This window comes from Methyloligella solikamskensis (assembly GCF_042676065.1).
GTDB lineage: Bacteria > Pseudomonadota > Alphaproteobacteria > Rhizobiales > Methyloligellaceae > Methyloligella > Methyloligella solikamskensis.
Genome location: NZ_JBHTJO010000001.1, coordinates 222,667 through 238,307, shown reverse-complemented (window position 1 = coordinate 238,307; position 15,641 = coordinate 222,667). Strand labels below are relative to the sequence as shown.

At 64.1% G+C, this 15,641-nt stretch carries 15 protein-coding genes; 5 read left to right on the top strand and 10 right to left on the bottom strand.

Annotated features, from left to right (window positions below; translation table 11 throughout):
* Positions 1–59 precede the first annotated feature (59 nt).
* The 3 genes from ACFQ2F_RS01150 to htpX all read right to left on the bottom strand — a co-directional run bounded on the left by ACFQ2F_RS01150 (position 60) and on the right by htpX (position 4,469).
* On the bottom strand, positions 60–1,820 hold the full coding sequence (locus tag ACFQ2F_RS01150; protein ID WP_379084468.1) for a heparinase II/III family protein: 1,761 nt from the start codon (positions 1,818–1,820) through the stop codon (positions 60–62).
* A gap of 215 nt (positions 1,821–2,035) precedes the next feature.
* Complete coding sequence (locus ACFQ2F_RS01145) at positions 2,036–3,388, bottom strand: RsmB/NOP family class I SAM-dependent RNA methyltransferase (protein ID WP_379084465.1); 1,353 nt, start codon at positions 3,386–3,388, stop codon at positions 2,036–2,038.
* A gap of 109 nt (positions 3,389–3,497) precedes the next feature.
* Positions 3,498–4,469: a zinc metalloprotease HtpX gene (gene htpX / locus ACFQ2F_RS01140; protein WP_379084462.1), complete on the bottom strand. Its 972-nt coding sequence runs from the start codon at positions 4,467–4,469 to the stop codon at positions 3,498–3,500.
* A gap of 206 nt (positions 4,470–4,675) precedes the next feature.
* Here htpX and ACFQ2F_RS01135 point away from each other — a divergent pair, with 206 nt between their 5' ends.
* Positions 4,676–5,131, top strand: a complete 456-nt coding sequence (locus tag ACFQ2F_RS01135; RefSeq protein ID WP_379084459.1) for a globin domain-containing protein — start codon at positions 4,676–4,678, stop codon at positions 5,129–5,131.
* Between the two features lie 24 nt (positions 5,132–5,155).
* On the opposite strand, the gene ACFQ2F_RS01130 is transcribed toward ACFQ2F_RS01135, so the two are convergent.
* Positions 5,156–6,271, bottom strand: a complete 1,116-nt coding sequence (locus tag ACFQ2F_RS01130; protein WP_379084456.1) for an acyltransferase family protein — start codon at positions 6,269–6,271, stop codon at positions 5,156–5,158.
* Positions 6,272–6,444: 173 nt separating this feature from the next.
* Here ACFQ2F_RS01130 and ACFQ2F_RS01125 point away from each other — a divergent pair, with 173 nt between their 5' ends.
* Both ACFQ2F_RS01125 and ACFQ2F_RS01120 read left to right on the top strand, forming a co-directional pair.
* Positions 6,445–8,070 carry an FAD-dependent oxidoreductase gene (locus tag ACFQ2F_RS01125; RefSeq protein WP_379084453.1) on the top strand — a complete coding sequence of 542 codons (1,626 nt, stop codon included), beginning with the start codon at positions 6,445–6,447 and terminating at the stop codon, positions 8,068–8,070.
* Between the two features lie 19 nt (positions 8,071–8,089).
* Entirely contained in the window at positions 8,090–8,497 is a 408-nt protein-coding gene (locus tag ACFQ2F_RS01120; protein ID WP_379084450.1) for a hypothetical protein, read from the top strand.
* A 14-nt stretch (positions 8,498–8,511) separates the two neighbouring features.
* On the opposite strand, the gene acs is transcribed toward ACFQ2F_RS01120, so the two are convergent.
* From acs to tsaD, 6 genes are all read right to left on the bottom strand, one after another.
* On the bottom strand, positions 8,512–10,470 hold the full coding sequence (gene acs, locus ACFQ2F_RS01115) for an acetate--CoA ligase (protein WP_379084447.1): 1,959 nt from the start codon (positions 10,468–10,470) through the stop codon (positions 8,512–8,514).
* Between the two features lie 99 nt (positions 10,471–10,569).
* Positions 10,570–10,959, bottom strand: a complete 390-nt coding sequence (locus ACFQ2F_RS01110) for a DUF1761 domain-containing protein (protein ID WP_379084444.1) — start codon at positions 10,957–10,959, stop codon at positions 10,570–10,572.
* A 37-nt stretch (positions 10,960–10,996) separates the two neighbouring features.
* Positions 10,997–11,428 carry an EVE domain-containing protein gene (locus ACFQ2F_RS01105; protein WP_379084441.1) on the bottom strand — a complete coding sequence of 144 codons (432 nt, stop codon included), beginning with the start codon at positions 11,426–11,428 and terminating at the stop codon, positions 10,997–10,999.
* A gap of 5 nt (positions 11,429–11,433) precedes the next feature.
* Positions 11,434–11,724 carry a YciI family protein gene (locus ACFQ2F_RS01100; RefSeq protein WP_379084439.1) on the bottom strand — a complete coding sequence of 97 codons (291 nt, stop codon included), beginning with the start codon at positions 11,722–11,724 and terminating at the stop codon, positions 11,434–11,436.
* Between the two features lie 25 nt (positions 11,725–11,749).
* Complete coding sequence (locus ACFQ2F_RS01095) at positions 11,750–12,745, bottom strand: NAD(P)H-dependent glycerol-3-phosphate dehydrogenase (protein WP_379084436.1); 996 nt, start codon at positions 12,743–12,745, stop codon at positions 11,750–11,752.
* 83 nt (positions 12,746–12,828) lie between these two features.
* Positions 12,829–13,917: a tRNA (adenosine(37)-N6)-threonylcarbamoyltransferase complex transferase subunit TsaD gene (gene tsaD, locus ACFQ2F_RS01090; protein ID WP_379084433.1), complete on the bottom strand. Its 1,089-nt coding sequence runs from the start codon at positions 13,915–13,917 to the stop codon at positions 12,829–12,831.
* 41 nt (positions 13,918–13,958) lie between these two features.
* Here tsaD and hemC point away from each other — a divergent pair, with 41 nt between their 5' ends.
* Positions 13,959–14,882: a hydroxymethylbilane synthase gene (gene hemC / locus ACFQ2F_RS01085; protein ID WP_379084430.1), complete on the top strand. Its 924-nt coding sequence runs from the start codon at positions 13,959–13,961 to the stop codon at positions 14,880–14,882.
* Positions 14,882–15,598: a uroporphyrinogen-III synthase gene (locus tag ACFQ2F_RS01080; RefSeq protein ID WP_379084427.1), complete on the top strand. Its 717-nt coding sequence runs from the start codon at positions 14,882–14,884 to the stop codon at positions 15,596–15,598. Before hemC ends, ACFQ2F_RS01080 begins: the two co-directional genes overlap by 1 nt.
* The last annotated feature ends 43 nt before the right edge of the window (positions 15,599–15,641 follow it).

Here is a 15,641-nt window from a genome sequence, read left to right as displayed (position 1 = left end):
CTCGAATAGCGAACCCGCAAGGCCCGGACGAATACGATCGCCGCTCTTCGGAGGTGTCGCTACACCATCTCCGGCTTGCGCGCCGCCGTGGCTTCGGCCTTTTTCGGACTCGCGCTCACCCGCTCGATGGACCAGGAGGTGCGTGCCTCCTCGTCGCCCACGAAGCCTGACAGCACCACCTGCAGGCTGTCCCGCGGGCCGCGCTCGTCGCCGAAATAGAGGCTGGATTCCAGCCCGATCTCCCGCGCATTGGACGAGAGATGCCAGATCTCGCCGTTCCGCAAGGTGAGCTCGATGCTCCTGCCCCCGGGCGTCACGGCAGCGCGCACCTCCGGGTGGAGATGGAAACGCACCGTATAGGCCAGCGCGCCGACGGGCACGCCCTTGGCCCGCGGCCCCACGGGCGTGAGCACGTCGCGCCCGCTGATAAGGGCGCCGGTAGGCGCCAGCACGATCTGCCGGGAATGGGCCAGTCCAAAGGTCTTCTTGTAGCCCTCATGGCGGCCTTTCAGCTCGAGCGCCTCGCCCTCGTCGATCACCTCGCCGGTAACCTCCGGCGGTCCGATCAGTGTGGCATCCGGCCGGACCGGCGCGGCTTGTCCCATGCGCTCGAAAAGCCCCGAGGACTCCTCTTCCACTGTCAGGGTGGAATGAGCGGCCGTCGCCCGGGAGATGGCGGCGAACTCCCCATGCTCCGGCCCCGGCGCGCCTGAATTGACGATGACCGGCGTGCCGTCGACCACCAGCTCGAAGGAGAGGCAGCCGGCCGCCGCATGGCGGCTCAAGGTCAATGGCGGCGCTGCACCGATATCGGCGAGCAGCACCGAGGTGCCACGCTCCAGCCGACCGTATTTGCCGACCGTCGCCGCCCGAGGCGGATGAGACTGTGACTCGTCATAGGCGAGCAGCGTAGCCAAAGCATCGGAGGGCGTCGCGCCCGTGCCGTTGAAACGCGCGAGGTCGCCGTCCCGGAACCGGAAGAACCGCAACGCGGTCATGGCCCGGTCGATGGCGCTCGTCAGCTCCGGCGGAGGCGTAAGGTCCCGTGCCACGAAGCATTGCCGCAGCGGCAGAAGATCGAGCAGCAGCTCCACCAGGACGATCGGATTGCGGGAGATATGGCTGCCGTCGGGCAGGATCTGCCGCTCCAGCTCCTTGGCCAGGGGCCGCGTGTAGCGCTTCACCACCGGCTGCTGATCGGCGATGCAGAGCCCGCCATAGACCAGCGCCATGACGGAGACGAGCCGGGGCGCCCCGTCCGGCGCCTCCCGGTGCATGGCCGAGAGATAGCGGAGCTGCGCCGTCAGCTCATGCATGAAGCTGTGATAGGCGTCCACATTCTCCGTATCGAGCACCACCATGCAGTTGGCGAGCCAGGAGATCACCCGCCGCCCGACCACATCGGGGCGCCAGGCTAACGCCGGGACCGTCTTTTGTTGCTTCACCCAATCGGCGAAGAGCCCCTGGGCCTGCTCGTGGGCCAGCGCATTGCCGGCCGCCCGGAGATTCCGCAGCCAGCCGAAGCCGTGCAGCTCCCGGGTCCAGGCCTCAGACGGCGCCATGATCTCGAACGGTGAATGACTGCCGATCACCGCATGGGTGCCGGCCAGGCCGAAATGCCCGTTGAAGATTTCTGTCGAAAAGCTTGGATCGGCCGTCCGCAATTCTTGCGGCGCGAGCAACAGTTGCTCCGCGTCACTGCCCGGATACCGCAGCCTGGCCACCCCACTCAGCATCAACCGGCGAAACGCGCCGGGTCCGCGATAGGATTGACCGCTGCTCACCGCGCGCCCCTGCACGGCGAGAAGTTCAGCCCCCATCGTACTTCTTCTCCACTCGCCCCGGGACCCGCTACCCCTAGAGGTTCCCCGAAGCTCGGAATGATTGTCGAAGCTTCCATGACGGTTATCAAGATCAAACTCGGCGAGTTCCCAAGAGTTTCCGATTGCAGCAAGAACTGGGCATCAACCTTAGGATGAACCCATGAAGATGCTGCGGAAATCCTGTGGATATATAGGGGATAAAGTCTTGTGGACTAGCTTGCGACGACCAGCCGCGCGGCGAAGAAGCCGTCCATCCCGTCGAGGCCCGGCGCTTCCATCTTGAAGGCGGGCGGTATCGTCCGCAGCGTGCCGGTCTGCGTCAGCCAATTGGCATGGCCGAAAACCTCATCCTTAGCGATCGGATCAAGGCTCACCCTATTGTTGCGGGTCAGCAGGGAGGCGATCTGCCCTTCTCCCTCCTCCGGCTCCAGGGAGCAGGTGGAGAAGACGAGCGTTCCGCCAGGCTTCAGCAGCTTCGCCGCGTTGTCGAGCAGCCGCCGCTGTAGGGTCACCATGGAGGGGAGATCGGCTTCCGTCTTGAGATAGGCGATGTCGGGGTGTCGGCGGATGGTGCCTGTGGAGGAACAGGGCGCATCGAGCAGAATCGCGTCGAAACGCTCTTCGGAATACCAGGTCGAGGCGTCCCCGAGCGCCGTATCGCAGGCAAGACCGAGCCGCTTGATGTTTTCTTTCAGCACCTTCAGCCGGGCCTCGGAGATGTCGAGGGCAAGCACCGAGGCGCCGGCCGCTGCGAGCTGCGCCGTCTTTCCGCCCGGCGCCGCGCAAAGGTCGAGAACCCGCTTGCCGGCAATGTCCTTGAACAGCTTGGCCGGCAGGGAGGCGGCCAGATCCTGCACCCACCAGGCGCCGTCGTCGTAGCCGTCCATGGCCTCGATCCGGCCCTTTGGAATGAGCCGCACGCCGCCGCCAGGCAGCACGTGACCGCCCAGCCGGTTCGCCCAGCCTTCCGGGTCGCTCTTCACGGTGAGATCGAGGGGCGGCTCGAGCATGTTGAGCTCGGCGATGGCCCGGGCATTCTCCTCGCCGAAATAGCGCGACCAGCGCTCCCACAGCCACTCCGGCGTGTTCGCCTTCGGCGCATCCATGTCCGCGGCGATCGCCGGGCCTTGGCTGGAAACCTTGCGCAACACCGCATTGGCGAGCTTGTCGAAGCGCTTCGCCTGGTGGTCGTACTGGGCCAGCGTCACCGCAAGCCCGATGGCAGCATGGGGCGGCGTCTCCAGGAAAATGAGCTGGGCGGCCGCCGACAGCAGAATGGCGTAGAGCGTGCCGGATTTCGCCGGAAACCCCTTCTCAAGAAACCGCAGCAGCACCGCATCGAGCTGGCCTTTATGGCGCAGGCTCGCCATCACGATGGCCCGGGTCAGCGCCCGGTCCCGGGGCGGCAGATTGGCCATATGCCCGGTCGAGAGCGACTTGCCGAGGGTGAGATCCAGCGGCTGCTTCTTAATGAGCACCGCGGTGAGCACATCGGCTGCCGCCCGCCGCGCTGCCAGCCCGACCTGCGCCTCGCTCGCTCTGGACGTCGCTGCTTCGGATGCCATCGGACTCGCTTTTTCGAACTGAGAAGGGAACGCCGCACTGCTCCGCTATCGGGCCCCAAGGGTCAACCCCCAAAGGACTAACGCCGAAGCGGCGTCTTCTCTTACGTGCTTAGCCCCAAGGACCTTCAGAAGGCCCCCGAGAAGACCCGCGATTGCGGCCGCGCGCGCTACCCCACGGGCCGGAATAGGCTTCCTTGGCCGGCGGGCTGATCGACTCCGACGAAGCGCCGGGCCGCGCCAGACCCCAGTCCTTGGCGTATTCGTTGAGCCGGGCGATGCGGTTCTCGACATTGGGATGGGTCGAGAAGAGATTGTCCATCCGCGCGCCGGACAGCGGATTGACGATGAACAAGGACGCCGAGGCCGGATTGCGCTCCGCCTCCCGGTTGGGAATGCGGTGCGCCGCGCCCGCGATCTTCTGCAGAGCCGAGGCCAGCATCAACGGCGCCTGGGAGATCTCCGCGCCGATCCGGTCCGCCTCGTATTCGCGGGTCCGGCTGATCGCCATCTGCACGATACCGGCGGCGAGCGGTGCGAGGAAAACCATCGCAAGTGTGCCGATCAGACCGGCGCCGTTATTGTCCCGCCCGCCGAAGAACAGGCCGAAATTGGCCAGCATGGAGATCGCACCGGCAATGGTCGCCGTGATGGTCATCACCAGGGTGTCGTGATTCTTGATATGGGCCAGCTCGTGGGCGACCACGCCGGCCAGCTCGTCGCGCGAAAGGGTGCGCAGGATACCGGTGGTGACCGCGACGGCGGCGTTTTGCGGATTGCGGCCCGTCGCAAACGCGTTGGGCTGCTCGTTCTGCATCACATAGACCTTCGGCATGGGCAGGCCGGCGGCCTGTGAGAGCTCCTGCACCATTTGGTGGAGCTCCGGCGCCGAACGCGCATCGACGGGCTGTGCGCCATACATGCGCAGCACCATCTTGTCCGAATTCCAGTAGGCGAACAGGTTCATGCCCGCAGCGACCAGAAAGGCGATGATCATTCCGCCCTGGCCGCCAATCAGAAAGCCGACCCCCATGAACAGCGCGGTCATCGCCGCGAGCAGGATCGCCGTTCTCAGATAGCCCATCACAGTCGTCGATCTCCTCGAAAACGCCGGAAAACGCGTCTTCCGGCCCACCGATATGTTGGGTGCGGGCGGTCCGTTCTCAAGATGCCAAGTCAGGTCAGCATTTTGAGTTTATGGAAAAGATCGTTAGCGGCTTGCTTACCTTAACGGTTGGTCAAGGTGCCTGGAGCGATAGTGATGCGAACAATTTTACGGAGTTGCCGATCATGTCCGCTTTAGCTCTTTCCTCGACCGTTACCGAAGTCGATTTCAGCGAATTCAGTCTCAGCACGTCCGAGCGCGAACTCGTGCGCGCGAGCTTCAATCGGCTCGAGCCGGCATCGGAGCTTGTCGGCATCCTGTTCTTCCTGCGCCTGTTCGATATCGACCCGAAGATGCGTGAGCAGTTCGAGGGTCCCATCAAGCCGCACGCCGTCAAGATGATGGCAACCCTGCGCCTGGCCGTCGTTTCCCTGAAGCAGCGTCAGGGCGCCAAGTCCGCTCTTCGCCTGCTGGGCACGCGGCTCCGCCAGAAGGGGATGAAGGCCGACGACTACACCACCATGGCCGATGCGCTGATTTGGACTCTGGAGCGGTCTCTGGAAGACGAGTTCACCTACAGCGTCCGCCGCGCCTGGAAGGTCTATCTCTCCCAGATCACCAGCGTCATGACCGCGGCGTAGTCTGATACGCAGAAGCGCGCCGGGCTAGGTTGCAAGATTGCTCGGCGCAGAAAGTGGGGTCTGGGGGCTGGCCGGCCGCAGCTTCTTGACCCTCGCGGAGAACCAAAGGGATGGCTGCTCCACGATTCTGTAGAAGACGAACGCTCCCACCAGCGACACGGCAATCGCCACCGTCAGCATCACGATGTCCCCGCCGAGGCCGGGCAGGCGCCCCGCCATAAGCCTGACGGTGACGCCGAGCACCAGCGCGTGGGTGAGATAGAGCGAATAGGAAACGGTCCCCAGGAACATCAGGGTCCGGCTCCCGAACCAGCCGCCCGCGCGTTCCAGGAACACCGCCCCCGCCACGAGCAAAGTCGCCGGGATGCCGAACGTCAAAACTCTAATCGGCGCGAACGCCTCGGGCGGATGGAAGGCTGCAATGGCAAATCCAATGCAGCTCAACGCCAACAGCATCATGGCAGCGCCCCTGCCGATTTCGATCCCGCGCATATAGATCTGGGCGATCGCGATGCCGAAGCAGAATTCCAAAAGCACGGATTGGGTGAAGAACCAGCCGAGCCCCTCCCCTGGGGGTAGGTCCAGGATCAGACCGGCCCCGACCAAGGCCCCAAGCGCCGCGCAGATCGCAACGGATCGGAACGCCGGCGCGAGGCTCAAGCTCGCGGCAAGCAGGATATAAAAAAGCATCTCAAGGCATAGGGTCCATCCCGGCTCGAGAATCGGAAAGAGCCCGCCGTGACTCATTACGGTCGGCAGGAACAGGAACGAGGCCATCAGGTCGAGACCGTTCCAATCGATGTTGCGAAACGCGCTGGGGATCACCAAAGACGCGCAAGCGAGCGCTAGCAGCACACTCCAATACGGCAGGCCCACACGGGCAACCCGTCCCGCCATGAATTCGCCGGCGCTCCTGGTGGGATTCATGGTCACCACCAAAATAAAGCCGCTGATGACAAAAAAGATGTCGACGCCGGCCATGCCGATCGCCGCCAGGTTGGCGGGGAGCTGATGGCTGCCATAGCCGGACACGTAAACCACGGCGTGGTAGAGCAGCACACCGAAGGCAGCGATGCCGCGCAGATAGTGGATCGACTGGAAATTTTTCATCGGCGTACAAAAGCCGGATTTTACGTCCACGGAGAGAGAAACGATTTGTTAATGTTAAAATCGCTCCGCTTTCGAGAGCCGGATTGCACCGATGCCCCCGTGTTTAGAGTATTGGTTTAAACAAGCGTTCAGAGGATCGACCTACCGTCCCGCCCGCGCGCGGACGGCATTTGCCTGCCACGCTCCGCTTGTGGTGAGGGCGCATGCTGACCGACCTTGAAGCTTTGGACGAAGCTGCAGAGCTCACGGCTCCGATTTGCATTTTCGGCGCCGGCGCGGCGGGCATAACTTTGGCCCTGGAGCTGGCGAAGAAGAAGATCGACTGTCTCTTGTTGGAGGGGGGCGGTCTCGAATTCCAGGCGGATTCCCAGAAGATTTACGATGGTGAGGTGATCGGCGATCAGCATACCGATCTCGCCTATTCGCGCCTGCGCCAGTTCGGCGGCACCACCGGTCATTGGACCGGATTATGCGCCCCGCTCGACCCGATCGATTTTGAGAAGCGAAAGGCGATTCCCCATAGCGGATGGCCCATCACCCGCGCCGATCTGGACCCGTTCTATGCCCGGGCCCAGCCCTACCTACAGCTAGGGCCATTCGCCTATGGGACTGACGATTGGGCGGGGAAGCTCGAAGGCGAGCCATTGCCGCTCGACCCGGCCAAGGTCGGCAACGCGGTCTATCAGAACAGCCCGCCAACCCGCTTTGCCGCCAGCTATATGGCCCCCATCGAGGCGTCGAAGACGATCCGCTGCTACTATCACGCCAATCTCACCGACCTCGACATCGACGCGGCGGACAAGATTACGGGTGCCGAGCTCAAGACCTTTCACGGCAAGACCGTGAGAGTGAAGGCGGACCATTTCGTGATCGCCTGCGGGGGCATCGAAAACGCCCGTCTCTTGCTGAATTTCACCAAGGATCGCCCGGCCGGTATTGGCAATCAGAATGGCCTCGTCGGCCGTTACTACATGGACCATTTGAATTGCACCCTGGGCAGTTTCGTCCCGGCCGATCCGCAGCTCAGTCTGGACTTCTACGCCACCCAAGAGGTGAAGAACGCCGAGGGCGAGGCTTCCGTCTATGTCGGCCTCAAGCTCCCTGCGGATGTGCTCCGCACCGAGCGCCTGCGCAATAACACCGCCTTCCTCGCCCCCATTTGGGAGGACGAGACGTTCAACGACGATTTCCGCGACCATTCATGGGTCGCCTTCTCCTCCATCGCCAAGGCCATGGCCGACGGGCAGGTGCCGGATCAGCTGTCGTCCCGCCTGTGTACGATCCTCGACGATCCGGGCAGCGTGGCCACCGGCATCACGCGCCATGTGATGCGGAAGGTGCATTCCCACGGCGGTATCGTCCGTGTCGACTTCAAGCAGGATGCCGAACAGGCGCCCAACCCGGACAGCCGGGTCACGCTCTACGAGGAGAAGGATCGCTTCGGAATGCAGCGTGCCGCGCTCGATTGGAAAATCTCGGAGGCCGACTTGCTCTCGCTGCGCCGGACTCACGAGCTGATCGGCATCGCGATGGGAGAAGCGGGACTCGGCCGGGTTAAGCTGGGTCTCGGACTCCCGCCGAGCGATCAAGACATCTATACGGGCTACCACCATATCGGCACGACCCGGATGCATGAGGACCCGCGCCAAGGGGTGGTGAATTCCCATTGCCGGGTCCATGCAACGAAGAATCTCTATATGGCCGGCAGTTCGGTCTTCACCACGTGCGGCACTGCGAATCCGACCTTAACCATCACCGCCCTTGCGGTTCGCCTCGCGGCCCATCTCGATGACGTTTATCACCATCGGATGCCGAAGGATGAGGCCTAGGCGGCAAAGGAGAGAGGCTATGTCCAAAATAACGCGGCGTGCGTTTCTCGGCCTTGCCGGCATCGCAACACTGGGCGTGGTGGGATATGGCGGCGCCATTCTCGCCTGCCGCGGCGTACCCCGGAATACGCCGGATTTCTTCGCTTCTTTGGACGATGAAACCTTGCGTACCGCAGCCCGGACCGTAGGCCGGCGCGTACTCGCCCTCTATCCGGATCTCGTCGAGGACGCGGCCCTGGACGACTTCATCAGCCAGCGTCCACGCCTCCTCGAGGCCGCTCAGATGACCTGTCCCGACAGCCGCCGGAAGGCCTTGCAGGGGCAATGCGCAGCGGATTTCGCCGCAGGCGCCGCTAGAACCGTCGACGGCTGGGTTCTCTCCGAGACAGAAATCCGTCTCTGCGGCGCCGCGGCAAAATACGCTTAATGTGGCCGCCGCGGCTAAGCCTTGTGCTGCCGGTTCTCCACCAGATCGTCCACCACGCCCGGATCCGCCAGTGTCGAGGTGTCTCCGAGATTGGAGAAATCGTCCTCGGCGATCTTGCGCAGAATCCGCCGCATGATCTTGCCCGACCGGGTCTTGGGGAGGCCCGGCGCGAACTGGATCTTGTCCGGCGATGCGATCGGGCCGATCTCCTCGCGCACCCATTTGCGAAGCTCGACCCGAAGATCGTCTGAGCTTTCCTCACCCTCCATCAGGGTGACGTAGCAATAGATGCCTTGGCCCTTCAGGTCGTGGGGATAGCCCACCACCGCGGCTTCGGAGACCTTCGGGTGAGCGACCAGGGCGGATTCCACCTCCGCCGTGCCCATCCGGTGGCCGGAGACATTGATCACGTCGTCCACGCGGCCGGTGATCCAGTAGTAGTCGTCGCCGTCACGGCGGCACCCGTCACCGGTGAAGTACTTGCCCTTATAGGCGGAGAAATAGGTCTCCACGAAACGCTCGTGATCGCCGAAGACCGTGCGCATCTGCCCCGGCCAGGAATCGAGGATCACGAGATTACCCGTGGCCGGCCCTTCCAGGATGTTGCCGTCCGCATCCATCAACGCCGGCTGCACGCCGAAGAAGGGCAGGGTGGCGGAGCCCGCCTTCAGATCCGTGGCGCCCGGCAGCGGCGAGATTAGAATGCCGCCCGTCTCCGTCTGCCACCAGGTATCGACGATGGGGCAGCGCTCCTCGCCGATTTTCTCGTAATACCACTCCCAGGCTTCCGGATTGATCGGCTCGCCCACCGAGCCCAGCAGCCGCAAGGACTCCCGCGACGTGCCCTCCACGAACTTGTCGCCCGCCCCCATCAGCGCACGGATCGCCGTCGGCGCCGTGTAGAAGATGTTGACCTTGTGCTTGTCGACCACCTGCCAGAAGCGCGAGGCGTCGGGATAGCTCGGCACGCCTTCGAACATCAGCGTGGTCGCGCCGTTCGCCAGCGGGCCGTAGACGATGTAGCTGTGGCCCGTGACCCAGCCGACGTCGGCCGTGCACCAGAACACGTCTCCGTCGTGATAATCGAAGACGTATTGATGGGTCATGGAAGCGTAGACGAGATAGCCGCCCGTGGTGTGCAGCACGCCCTTGGGCTTACCCGTCGAGCCTGACGTGTAGAGGATGAACAACGGATCCTCCGCATTCATCTCCTCCGGCGCGCAGACATCCGCCACCTCTTCGCGGGCGCGGGAGTAGTCAACATCGACGCCCGGGTTGCTCACCATCTCTGGATCGAGCCCGCCGGTGTGACGGACAACGATCACCTTCTCAACCACCGGTGCGTGGTTGAGGGCGGTGTCCACGTTCTTCTTCAGGGGCACCTTCTTGCCACCGCGCAGGCCCTCATCCGCCGTGATCACGACCTTGGAGGCGCAATCTTCGATGCGCCCCGCCAAGCTCTCCGCCGAGAAGCCGGCAAACACGATGGAGTGGATCGCGCCGATCCGCGCGCAGGCCAGCATCGCGTAGGCGGCCTCCGGGATCATCGGCAGGTAGATGGTGACCGTGTCGCCCTTCTTGACCCCGTTGGCCAGAAGCACGTTGGCGAACCGGCAGACTTCCTCGTGAAGCTCCTTGTACGTGATGTGCTTCGCCGGGGTCTCCGGATCGTCGGGCTCCCAGATGATTGCCGTCTGATCCGGGCGGGTCTTCAGATGCCGGTCCACGCAGTTCTGGGAGACGTTGAGCACGCCATCCTCGAACCATTTGATCGAGACGTTGGGATACTCGAAGCTGGTGTTCTTGACCTTGGTGTAGGGCTCGATCCAATCCAGCCGCTTGCCGTGCTCGCCCCAAAATTTTTCCGGGTCCTCGACGCTCTCGTAGTACATCGAGTGATACGTGGGCCGATCGATGAAGGCGCGCTCCTTCACATCGTCCGGGACGTAGTAGATCTTGTTTGCCGTCGTCATTGGGCGCCTCCCTAAAGCCACCTTACGCTAAGCGGTGCGGTTTCTTGGTGTTCCGCTTCCCGCTACTCACACTCACCCGTGCGGATGCTTCTCCCGCTTCTAGGTTGGGCCGAACGCGCCGAGAATTCCGCCGATCACCATCATCACCACGAGCCAATGGCCCGCATCGATCGCGATCACCGAGCCCGGCCGGCCCTGAAAGCTCTGATTAACGGTGACCGTCGTCAGCACGAAGCCCGCCCAGAGCAGGGCCGCGCTGATGATGCCGCCGCGTATCGTCCACATTCTCGTATGGAAGAGAACGCCGGAAAATATCACCGCCATGAGCAGATTGGCGATGGCCGCAAAGATGAAGGGGGCAGGCCGGGGCTTCATCTCGGGATCGCCCAGGCCGCGCTGCCAGATCTTCCCGAACAGGGCATACCAGCCCCATCCGACCAGAAATCCGGCCACCGCAGCGATGACGACCGAAACGATGTTCACCGACATGCTTCCTCCCCTCGTCCTTTTCGCCCGTGTCCCGGGTCTATGCCTTGGGCGGCTTCTTCAGCCCGCCCATCCGACAGACGATATCCCATTCTTGTGCCGAAACGGGCTGGACTGAAAGCCTAGAATTGTTCACGAGCACCATTTCTTCGAGTTTCGGCTCGTCCTTGATCTGATCGAGATGCACGGGCTCCGGCACGTCGCAGACCTCGACGAGATCGACGCATTCCCATTTGCCCGTATCGTCCGTGGAATCCGGGTGCGCCTCGGCGCTCACCTTCACGATGCCGACGATCTGCTTCTCCTTCACCGAGTGATAGAAGAAGCCGAGGTCGCCCTTTTTCATGTCGCGCATGAAGTTGCGCGCCTGATAGTTGCGGACACCGTCCCACTCCGTGCCCTTGGCGCCGGCAGCTTTCTGGTCGTCCCACGACCAGGTGCCGGGCTCCGATTTAAAAAGCCAATACGCCATGGGGTTCAGCCGTTCGGATTGTTGACCGTCCACTTCCAGGGACGAATCTCGACATTCTCGAACACGCCATGGACGAAGAAGGGGTCCTTCTCGACCAGCGCCCGCGCCGCTTCGGGCGTGTCCGCCTCGATCACCAGCAGGCTCCCGTTCATGGTGACCCCGTCATCCTCGGTGAACGGCCCGGCCAGCTTCAGCTGATCGCCCAGGCTCTTCAGGTGTTCCAGATGTTCGGGCCGCTTCTCCTGGCGGAGCGGCAGGCTCCCCGGCTTGTCGGTGCAGATCACTGCGTAGAGCATTGGCGCTTGTTTCCTCCTCGAATTTTCAGCTTTCCGACCTGAGCGGCCGGGAAAGCAGCCCCTCGATCGCCTCGTCCACCGTCTGCATGCCTGCGATCACCGCATGGACCGAATGGCAGATCGGCATGTCGATTCCCTTGGCCGCGGCGATCTCCACCACCGCGCCGGCCGTGAAGACGCCTTCAGTCACCGAACTCCGGCTCTTCAAAACGTCCCCTAAGGACCGCCCTTCCCCTAACGCGATTCCGAGCGACATATTGCGCGAAACGGAGCTGCCGCAGGTCAGCAGAAGATCGCCCAGTCCCGAAAGCCCGGCCATGGTCTCCCGCTTGGCCCCGAGCGCGATGCCGAGCCGTGTCAGCTCCGCAAATCCCCGTGTCACGAGCGCCGCATGGGCCGAGGCCCCGAGCCCCTTGCCCTGGACGATCCCCGCCGCGATGGCCAGCACGTTCTTTACCGCACCGCCGAGCTGCGCCCCGATCACGTCGGCGCTCGCATAGCAGCGAAAAGAAGGATGGCTGAAAGTCTCAGCAAGCCGCGCCGCCTCGTCCTCCGTGGCCATGGCAAGCGTCACGGCCGACGGGAGCCCACGCGCGATCTCGTCTGCGAAACCCGGCCCGGACAGCGCGCCCACCTCGGCGCCCGGCGCCACCTCGCCGACCACCTCGGACAGCAGCTTGCCGGTCTGCTGCTCCAGCCCCTTGGAGCAGATGATCACGATCTGCTCGGGCCGGAGATGAAAGGCCAACTCGCTGGTGATGGAGCGCGCATGCTGGGCCGGCGTCACCAGAAGGATCACGTCGCACGCCGCCACGTCCTTGAGGGTGGCCGTGGCGCGGATCTCCTCATCCAGCGTGATGCCGGGCAGATAGGTGCTGTTCCGATGGCTGTCGTTGATCTCGTCGACGACGCTCGGCTCGTAGCCCCAGATCGTCACGTCCCGCCCGGCGCGCCTTGCCGTCTGGGCCAGCGCGCAACCCCAGGCGCCCGCTCCAACGATGCCGGCTGACTGAAGGTCCATTCTGCTCCCTGCCCTGCTTGTTCGTACGGCGCGTTCCTCTAGCCCGAGTGTAGCCGCCGTGCAGGCCCGCGACCAGAGGGCGCCTAGGCCTTCACGCCAGCGCCGATCGCCGGCGGGGCTTCCGGGTCGAGAGGCCAGCGGGCGCAGGCCTCCGCGTCCATACCGTCGCTCTCGCCCTTAGCGAAATGCTCAAGCCCCGCCCAGGCGATCATCGCCCCGTTGTCGGAGCAGAGGGAGAGAGGCGGGGCATGGAGCGTGAAGCCCTTGCGCTGGCAGAGCCCGTCCAGCGCCTCCCGCAGCCGCTGATTGGCCGCCACGCCGCCCGCCACCACGAGCTGCCGCGGCGCGTCTTCGCCGAACCGTTCGAGATAGAGCGCCATGCCGCGCGCCGTACGGTCCTCCACGATCTCCGCCACCGCCTCCTGGAAGCTGGCGCAAAGATCGGCGACCGTCTGATCGGAAAGCGGCGCCCGTTGCTGTGCCGCCTGGCGCACAGCCGTCTTCAGCCCGGCGAGCGAAAAATGCGGCTCCTCGCGCCCCAGCATGGGCCGGGGAAGCGGAATGTTCGCCTCGCCCTCTCGTGCCAGCTTCTCGACCTCCGGCCCGCCCGGATAAGGCAGGCCCAAGAGCTTGGCCGTCTTGTCGAAGGCTTCTCCCAGCGCATCGTCCAGCGTCGTGCCGAGCCGGCGATAGCGGCCGACATCCTCCACCGCCAGAAGCTGGGTATGGCCGCCGGAGACCAGCAGGAGCAGATAAGGAAAGCCGATCCCGTCCGTCAGCCGCGCCGTGAGCGCGTGGGCCTCCAGATGATTGACCGCGATGAAGGGCAGTCCCCTTGCGAGCGCGATGGATTTGCCCGTCACCACGCCCACGATCAGCCCGCCGATCAGCCCGGGCCCGGCGGTGGCGGCCACGGCGTTGATCTCGTCGAGGGTGAGCCCGGCATCGTCAAGCGCCTGCTGAATGGCGGCATCCAGCAGCTCCACATGGGCCCGCGCGGCGATCTCCGGCACCACGCCGCCATAACGCCGGTGGAGATCGAGCTGCGCCCGCACCACATTGGAGAGGATCTCAGCCCTACCGTCGGCCTTCCGGCGCACCACGGCCGCAGCCGTCTCATCGCAGCTCGTCTCGATGCCGAGCACCGTCAGCTCTTTTGCGCTTTTCGTCATAGGCCTCTTTACACCGCAGCCGCGTTTCGATTGAAGAACGAATGACCCAACGCACCCTTCATATCGGTACCCGCGGAAGCCCGCTCGCCCTCTGGCAGGCGGAGCATGTGCGCGATCTGCTCAAATCCGGGGGCTTCCCCGGCGAAATCGAGGTCGACGTATTCTCCACCGCCGGCGACCGCATCAAGGACAAGCCCCTGCGCGAGTTCGGCGGCAAGGGCTTGTTCACCAAGGAAATCGACGAGGCTTTGCTTTCGGGCGCCATCGACCTTGCAGTCCATTCCATGAAGGATCTGCCCACCGAGCTGCCCGCCGGCATGATTATCGCTGCGATCCCTGAACGCGGCGATGTGCGCGATGCCTTCATCAGCCACAAGGCCGCCACCTTGCGTGATCTTCCCGAAGGCGCTCTCGTCGGCACGGCGAGCCTGCGGCGCCAAGCCCAGGTCAAACGGATCCGTCCCGATCTGAAGGTCGACACCTTCCGCGGCAACGTGCAGACCCGGCTCCGCAAGCTGGCGGAGGAGAAGGCGGATGCCACGCTCCTCGCCTATGCCGGCCTGAAGCGGCTGGAGCTGACCGAGCACGCCACCGCCGTCATCGAGCCTGAAGAGATGCTTCCCGCCGTCGGCCAGGGCGCGCTGGGCGTCGCCTGCCGCAGCGAGGACAAGGAGGTGATCGACTGGCTGAAGCCGCTCCATCATCGCCCGACCGAGATCGCGATTTCCTGCGAGCGCGCCTTTCTCGCCAGGCTCGACGGGTCCTGCCGCACACCCATCGCCGGTCTCGCCGAGCTCCATGGCGACCGGTTCACCTTCCGGGGTATGATTTTGATGCCGGACGGCAGCGAATGGTTCGAGACGAGCCGCGAAGGCGAGCATATCCATGCGGCCAAGCTCGGAACCGATGCCGCGGCCGAGCTCTTGGAACGGGCAGGACCGGATTTCCTTGTTGAGCTCGATTGATGCATTTGCTCGTGACCAGGCCCCAGCCGGACGCCGCGGCCCAGGCGCAGCTCCTCAAGGAGCGCGGTTACGCGCCTATCCTGTCGCCGCTGCTTGAAATCGAGTTCCTGCGCCCGCCCATGGATCTCTACCGGGCTCAGGCGCTCATCGCCACCAGTCGCAACGGCTTGCGGGCCCTCGACCGGCTCACCCAGCGGACCGTCGCCCTTCGCCTGCCGCTCCTCGCGGTCGGTGCCGGAACCGCCTCCATGGCCCACGAAATGGGTTTTGAGGAGGTAACGGAAGGTCCCGGAACCGGAGAGGAACTTGCGGAGCTCATCGTCGAGCGGCTCGATCCGTTTCGGGGCACGCTCATCCATCTCGCCGGCGAAACCCTGGCCTTCGACCTCAAGCTGGCCCTTGAGCGCCATGATTTCGATATCCAGGCGCCGGTGCTCTATCGATCCGTACCGGCGAAGAGCCTGACGGCGGAAGCGGTCGACGCGCTTCGCCATCACACCCTCGACGGCGTCATCCTCATGTCGCCGCGCACCGCCCAGATATTTGCGCGGCTGAACCGGAACAATGCCGCCGACCTGGCGTCTCTCTACTGTTTCTGCCTATCTCAAGCCGTTGCAACAAATGTTGAAGGTTTTGGCCTGAAGCTGCGCGTAGCAGCGGAGCCGAGCCAGGAAGAACTCCTTGCGCTCATTGCTGCGGAGGCTGCATCCTCTTGAATGGCAGAGACTGAAAGACGCGGGGCAAACAGCGGGTAGGGGT

Excerpts from the sequence above, each read along its gene's own strand:
- ACFQ2F_RS01150 (WP_379084468.1), bottom strand. The coding sequence starts at position 1,820 with ATGGGGGCTGAACTTCTCGCCGTGCAGGGGCGCGCGGTGAGCAGCGGT.
- ACFQ2F_RS01145 (WP_379084465.1), bottom strand. The coding sequence starts at position 3,388 with ATGGCATCCGAAGCAGCGACGTCCAGAGCGAGCGAGGCGCAGGTCGGG.
- htpX (WP_379084462.1), bottom strand. The coding sequence starts at position 4,469 with ATGGGCTATCTGAGAACGGCGATCCTGCTCGCGGCGATGACCGCGCTG.
- ACFQ2F_RS01135 (WP_379084459.1), top strand. The coding sequence starts at position 4,676 with ATGTCCGCTTTAGCTCTTTCCTCGACCGTTACCGAAGTCGATTTCAGC.
- ACFQ2F_RS01125 (WP_379084453.1), top strand. The coding sequence starts at position 6,445 with ATGCTGACCGACCTTGAAGCTTTGGACGAAGCTGCAGAGCTCACGGCT.
- ACFQ2F_RS01120 (WP_379084450.1), top strand. The coding sequence starts at position 8,090 with ATGTCCAAAATAACGCGGCGTGCGTTTCTCGGCCTTGCCGGCATCGCA.
- acs (WP_379084447.1), bottom strand. The coding sequence starts at position 10,470 with ATGACGACGGCAAACAAGATCTACTACGTCCCGGACGATGTGAAGGAG.
- ACFQ2F_RS01110 (WP_379084444.1), bottom strand. The coding sequence starts at position 10,959 with ATGTCGGTGAACATCGTTTCGGTCGTCATCGCTGCGGTGGCCGGATTT.
- ACFQ2F_RS01105 (WP_379084441.1), bottom strand. The coding sequence starts at position 11,428 with ATGGCGTATTGGCTTTTTAAATCGGAGCCCGGCACCTGGTCGTGGGAC.
- ACFQ2F_RS01100 (WP_379084439.1), bottom strand. The coding sequence starts at position 11,724 with ATGCTCTACGCAGTGATCTGCACCGACAAGCCGGGGAGCCTGCCGCTC.
- ACFQ2F_RS01095 (WP_379084436.1), bottom strand. The coding sequence starts at position 12,745 with ATGGACCTTCAGTCAGCCGGCATCGTTGGAGCGGGCGCCTGGGGTTGC.
- tsaD (WP_379084433.1), bottom strand. The coding sequence starts at position 13,917 with ATGACGAAAAGCGCAAAAGAGCTGACGGTGCTCGGCATCGAGACGAGC.
- hemC (WP_379084430.1), top strand. The coding sequence starts at position 13,959 with ATGACCCAACGCACCCTTCATATCGGTACCCGCGGAAGCCCGCTCGCC.
- ACFQ2F_RS01080 (WP_379084427.1), top strand. The coding sequence starts at position 14,882 with ATGCATTTGCTCGTGACCAGGCCCCAGCCGGACGCCGCGGCCCAGGCG.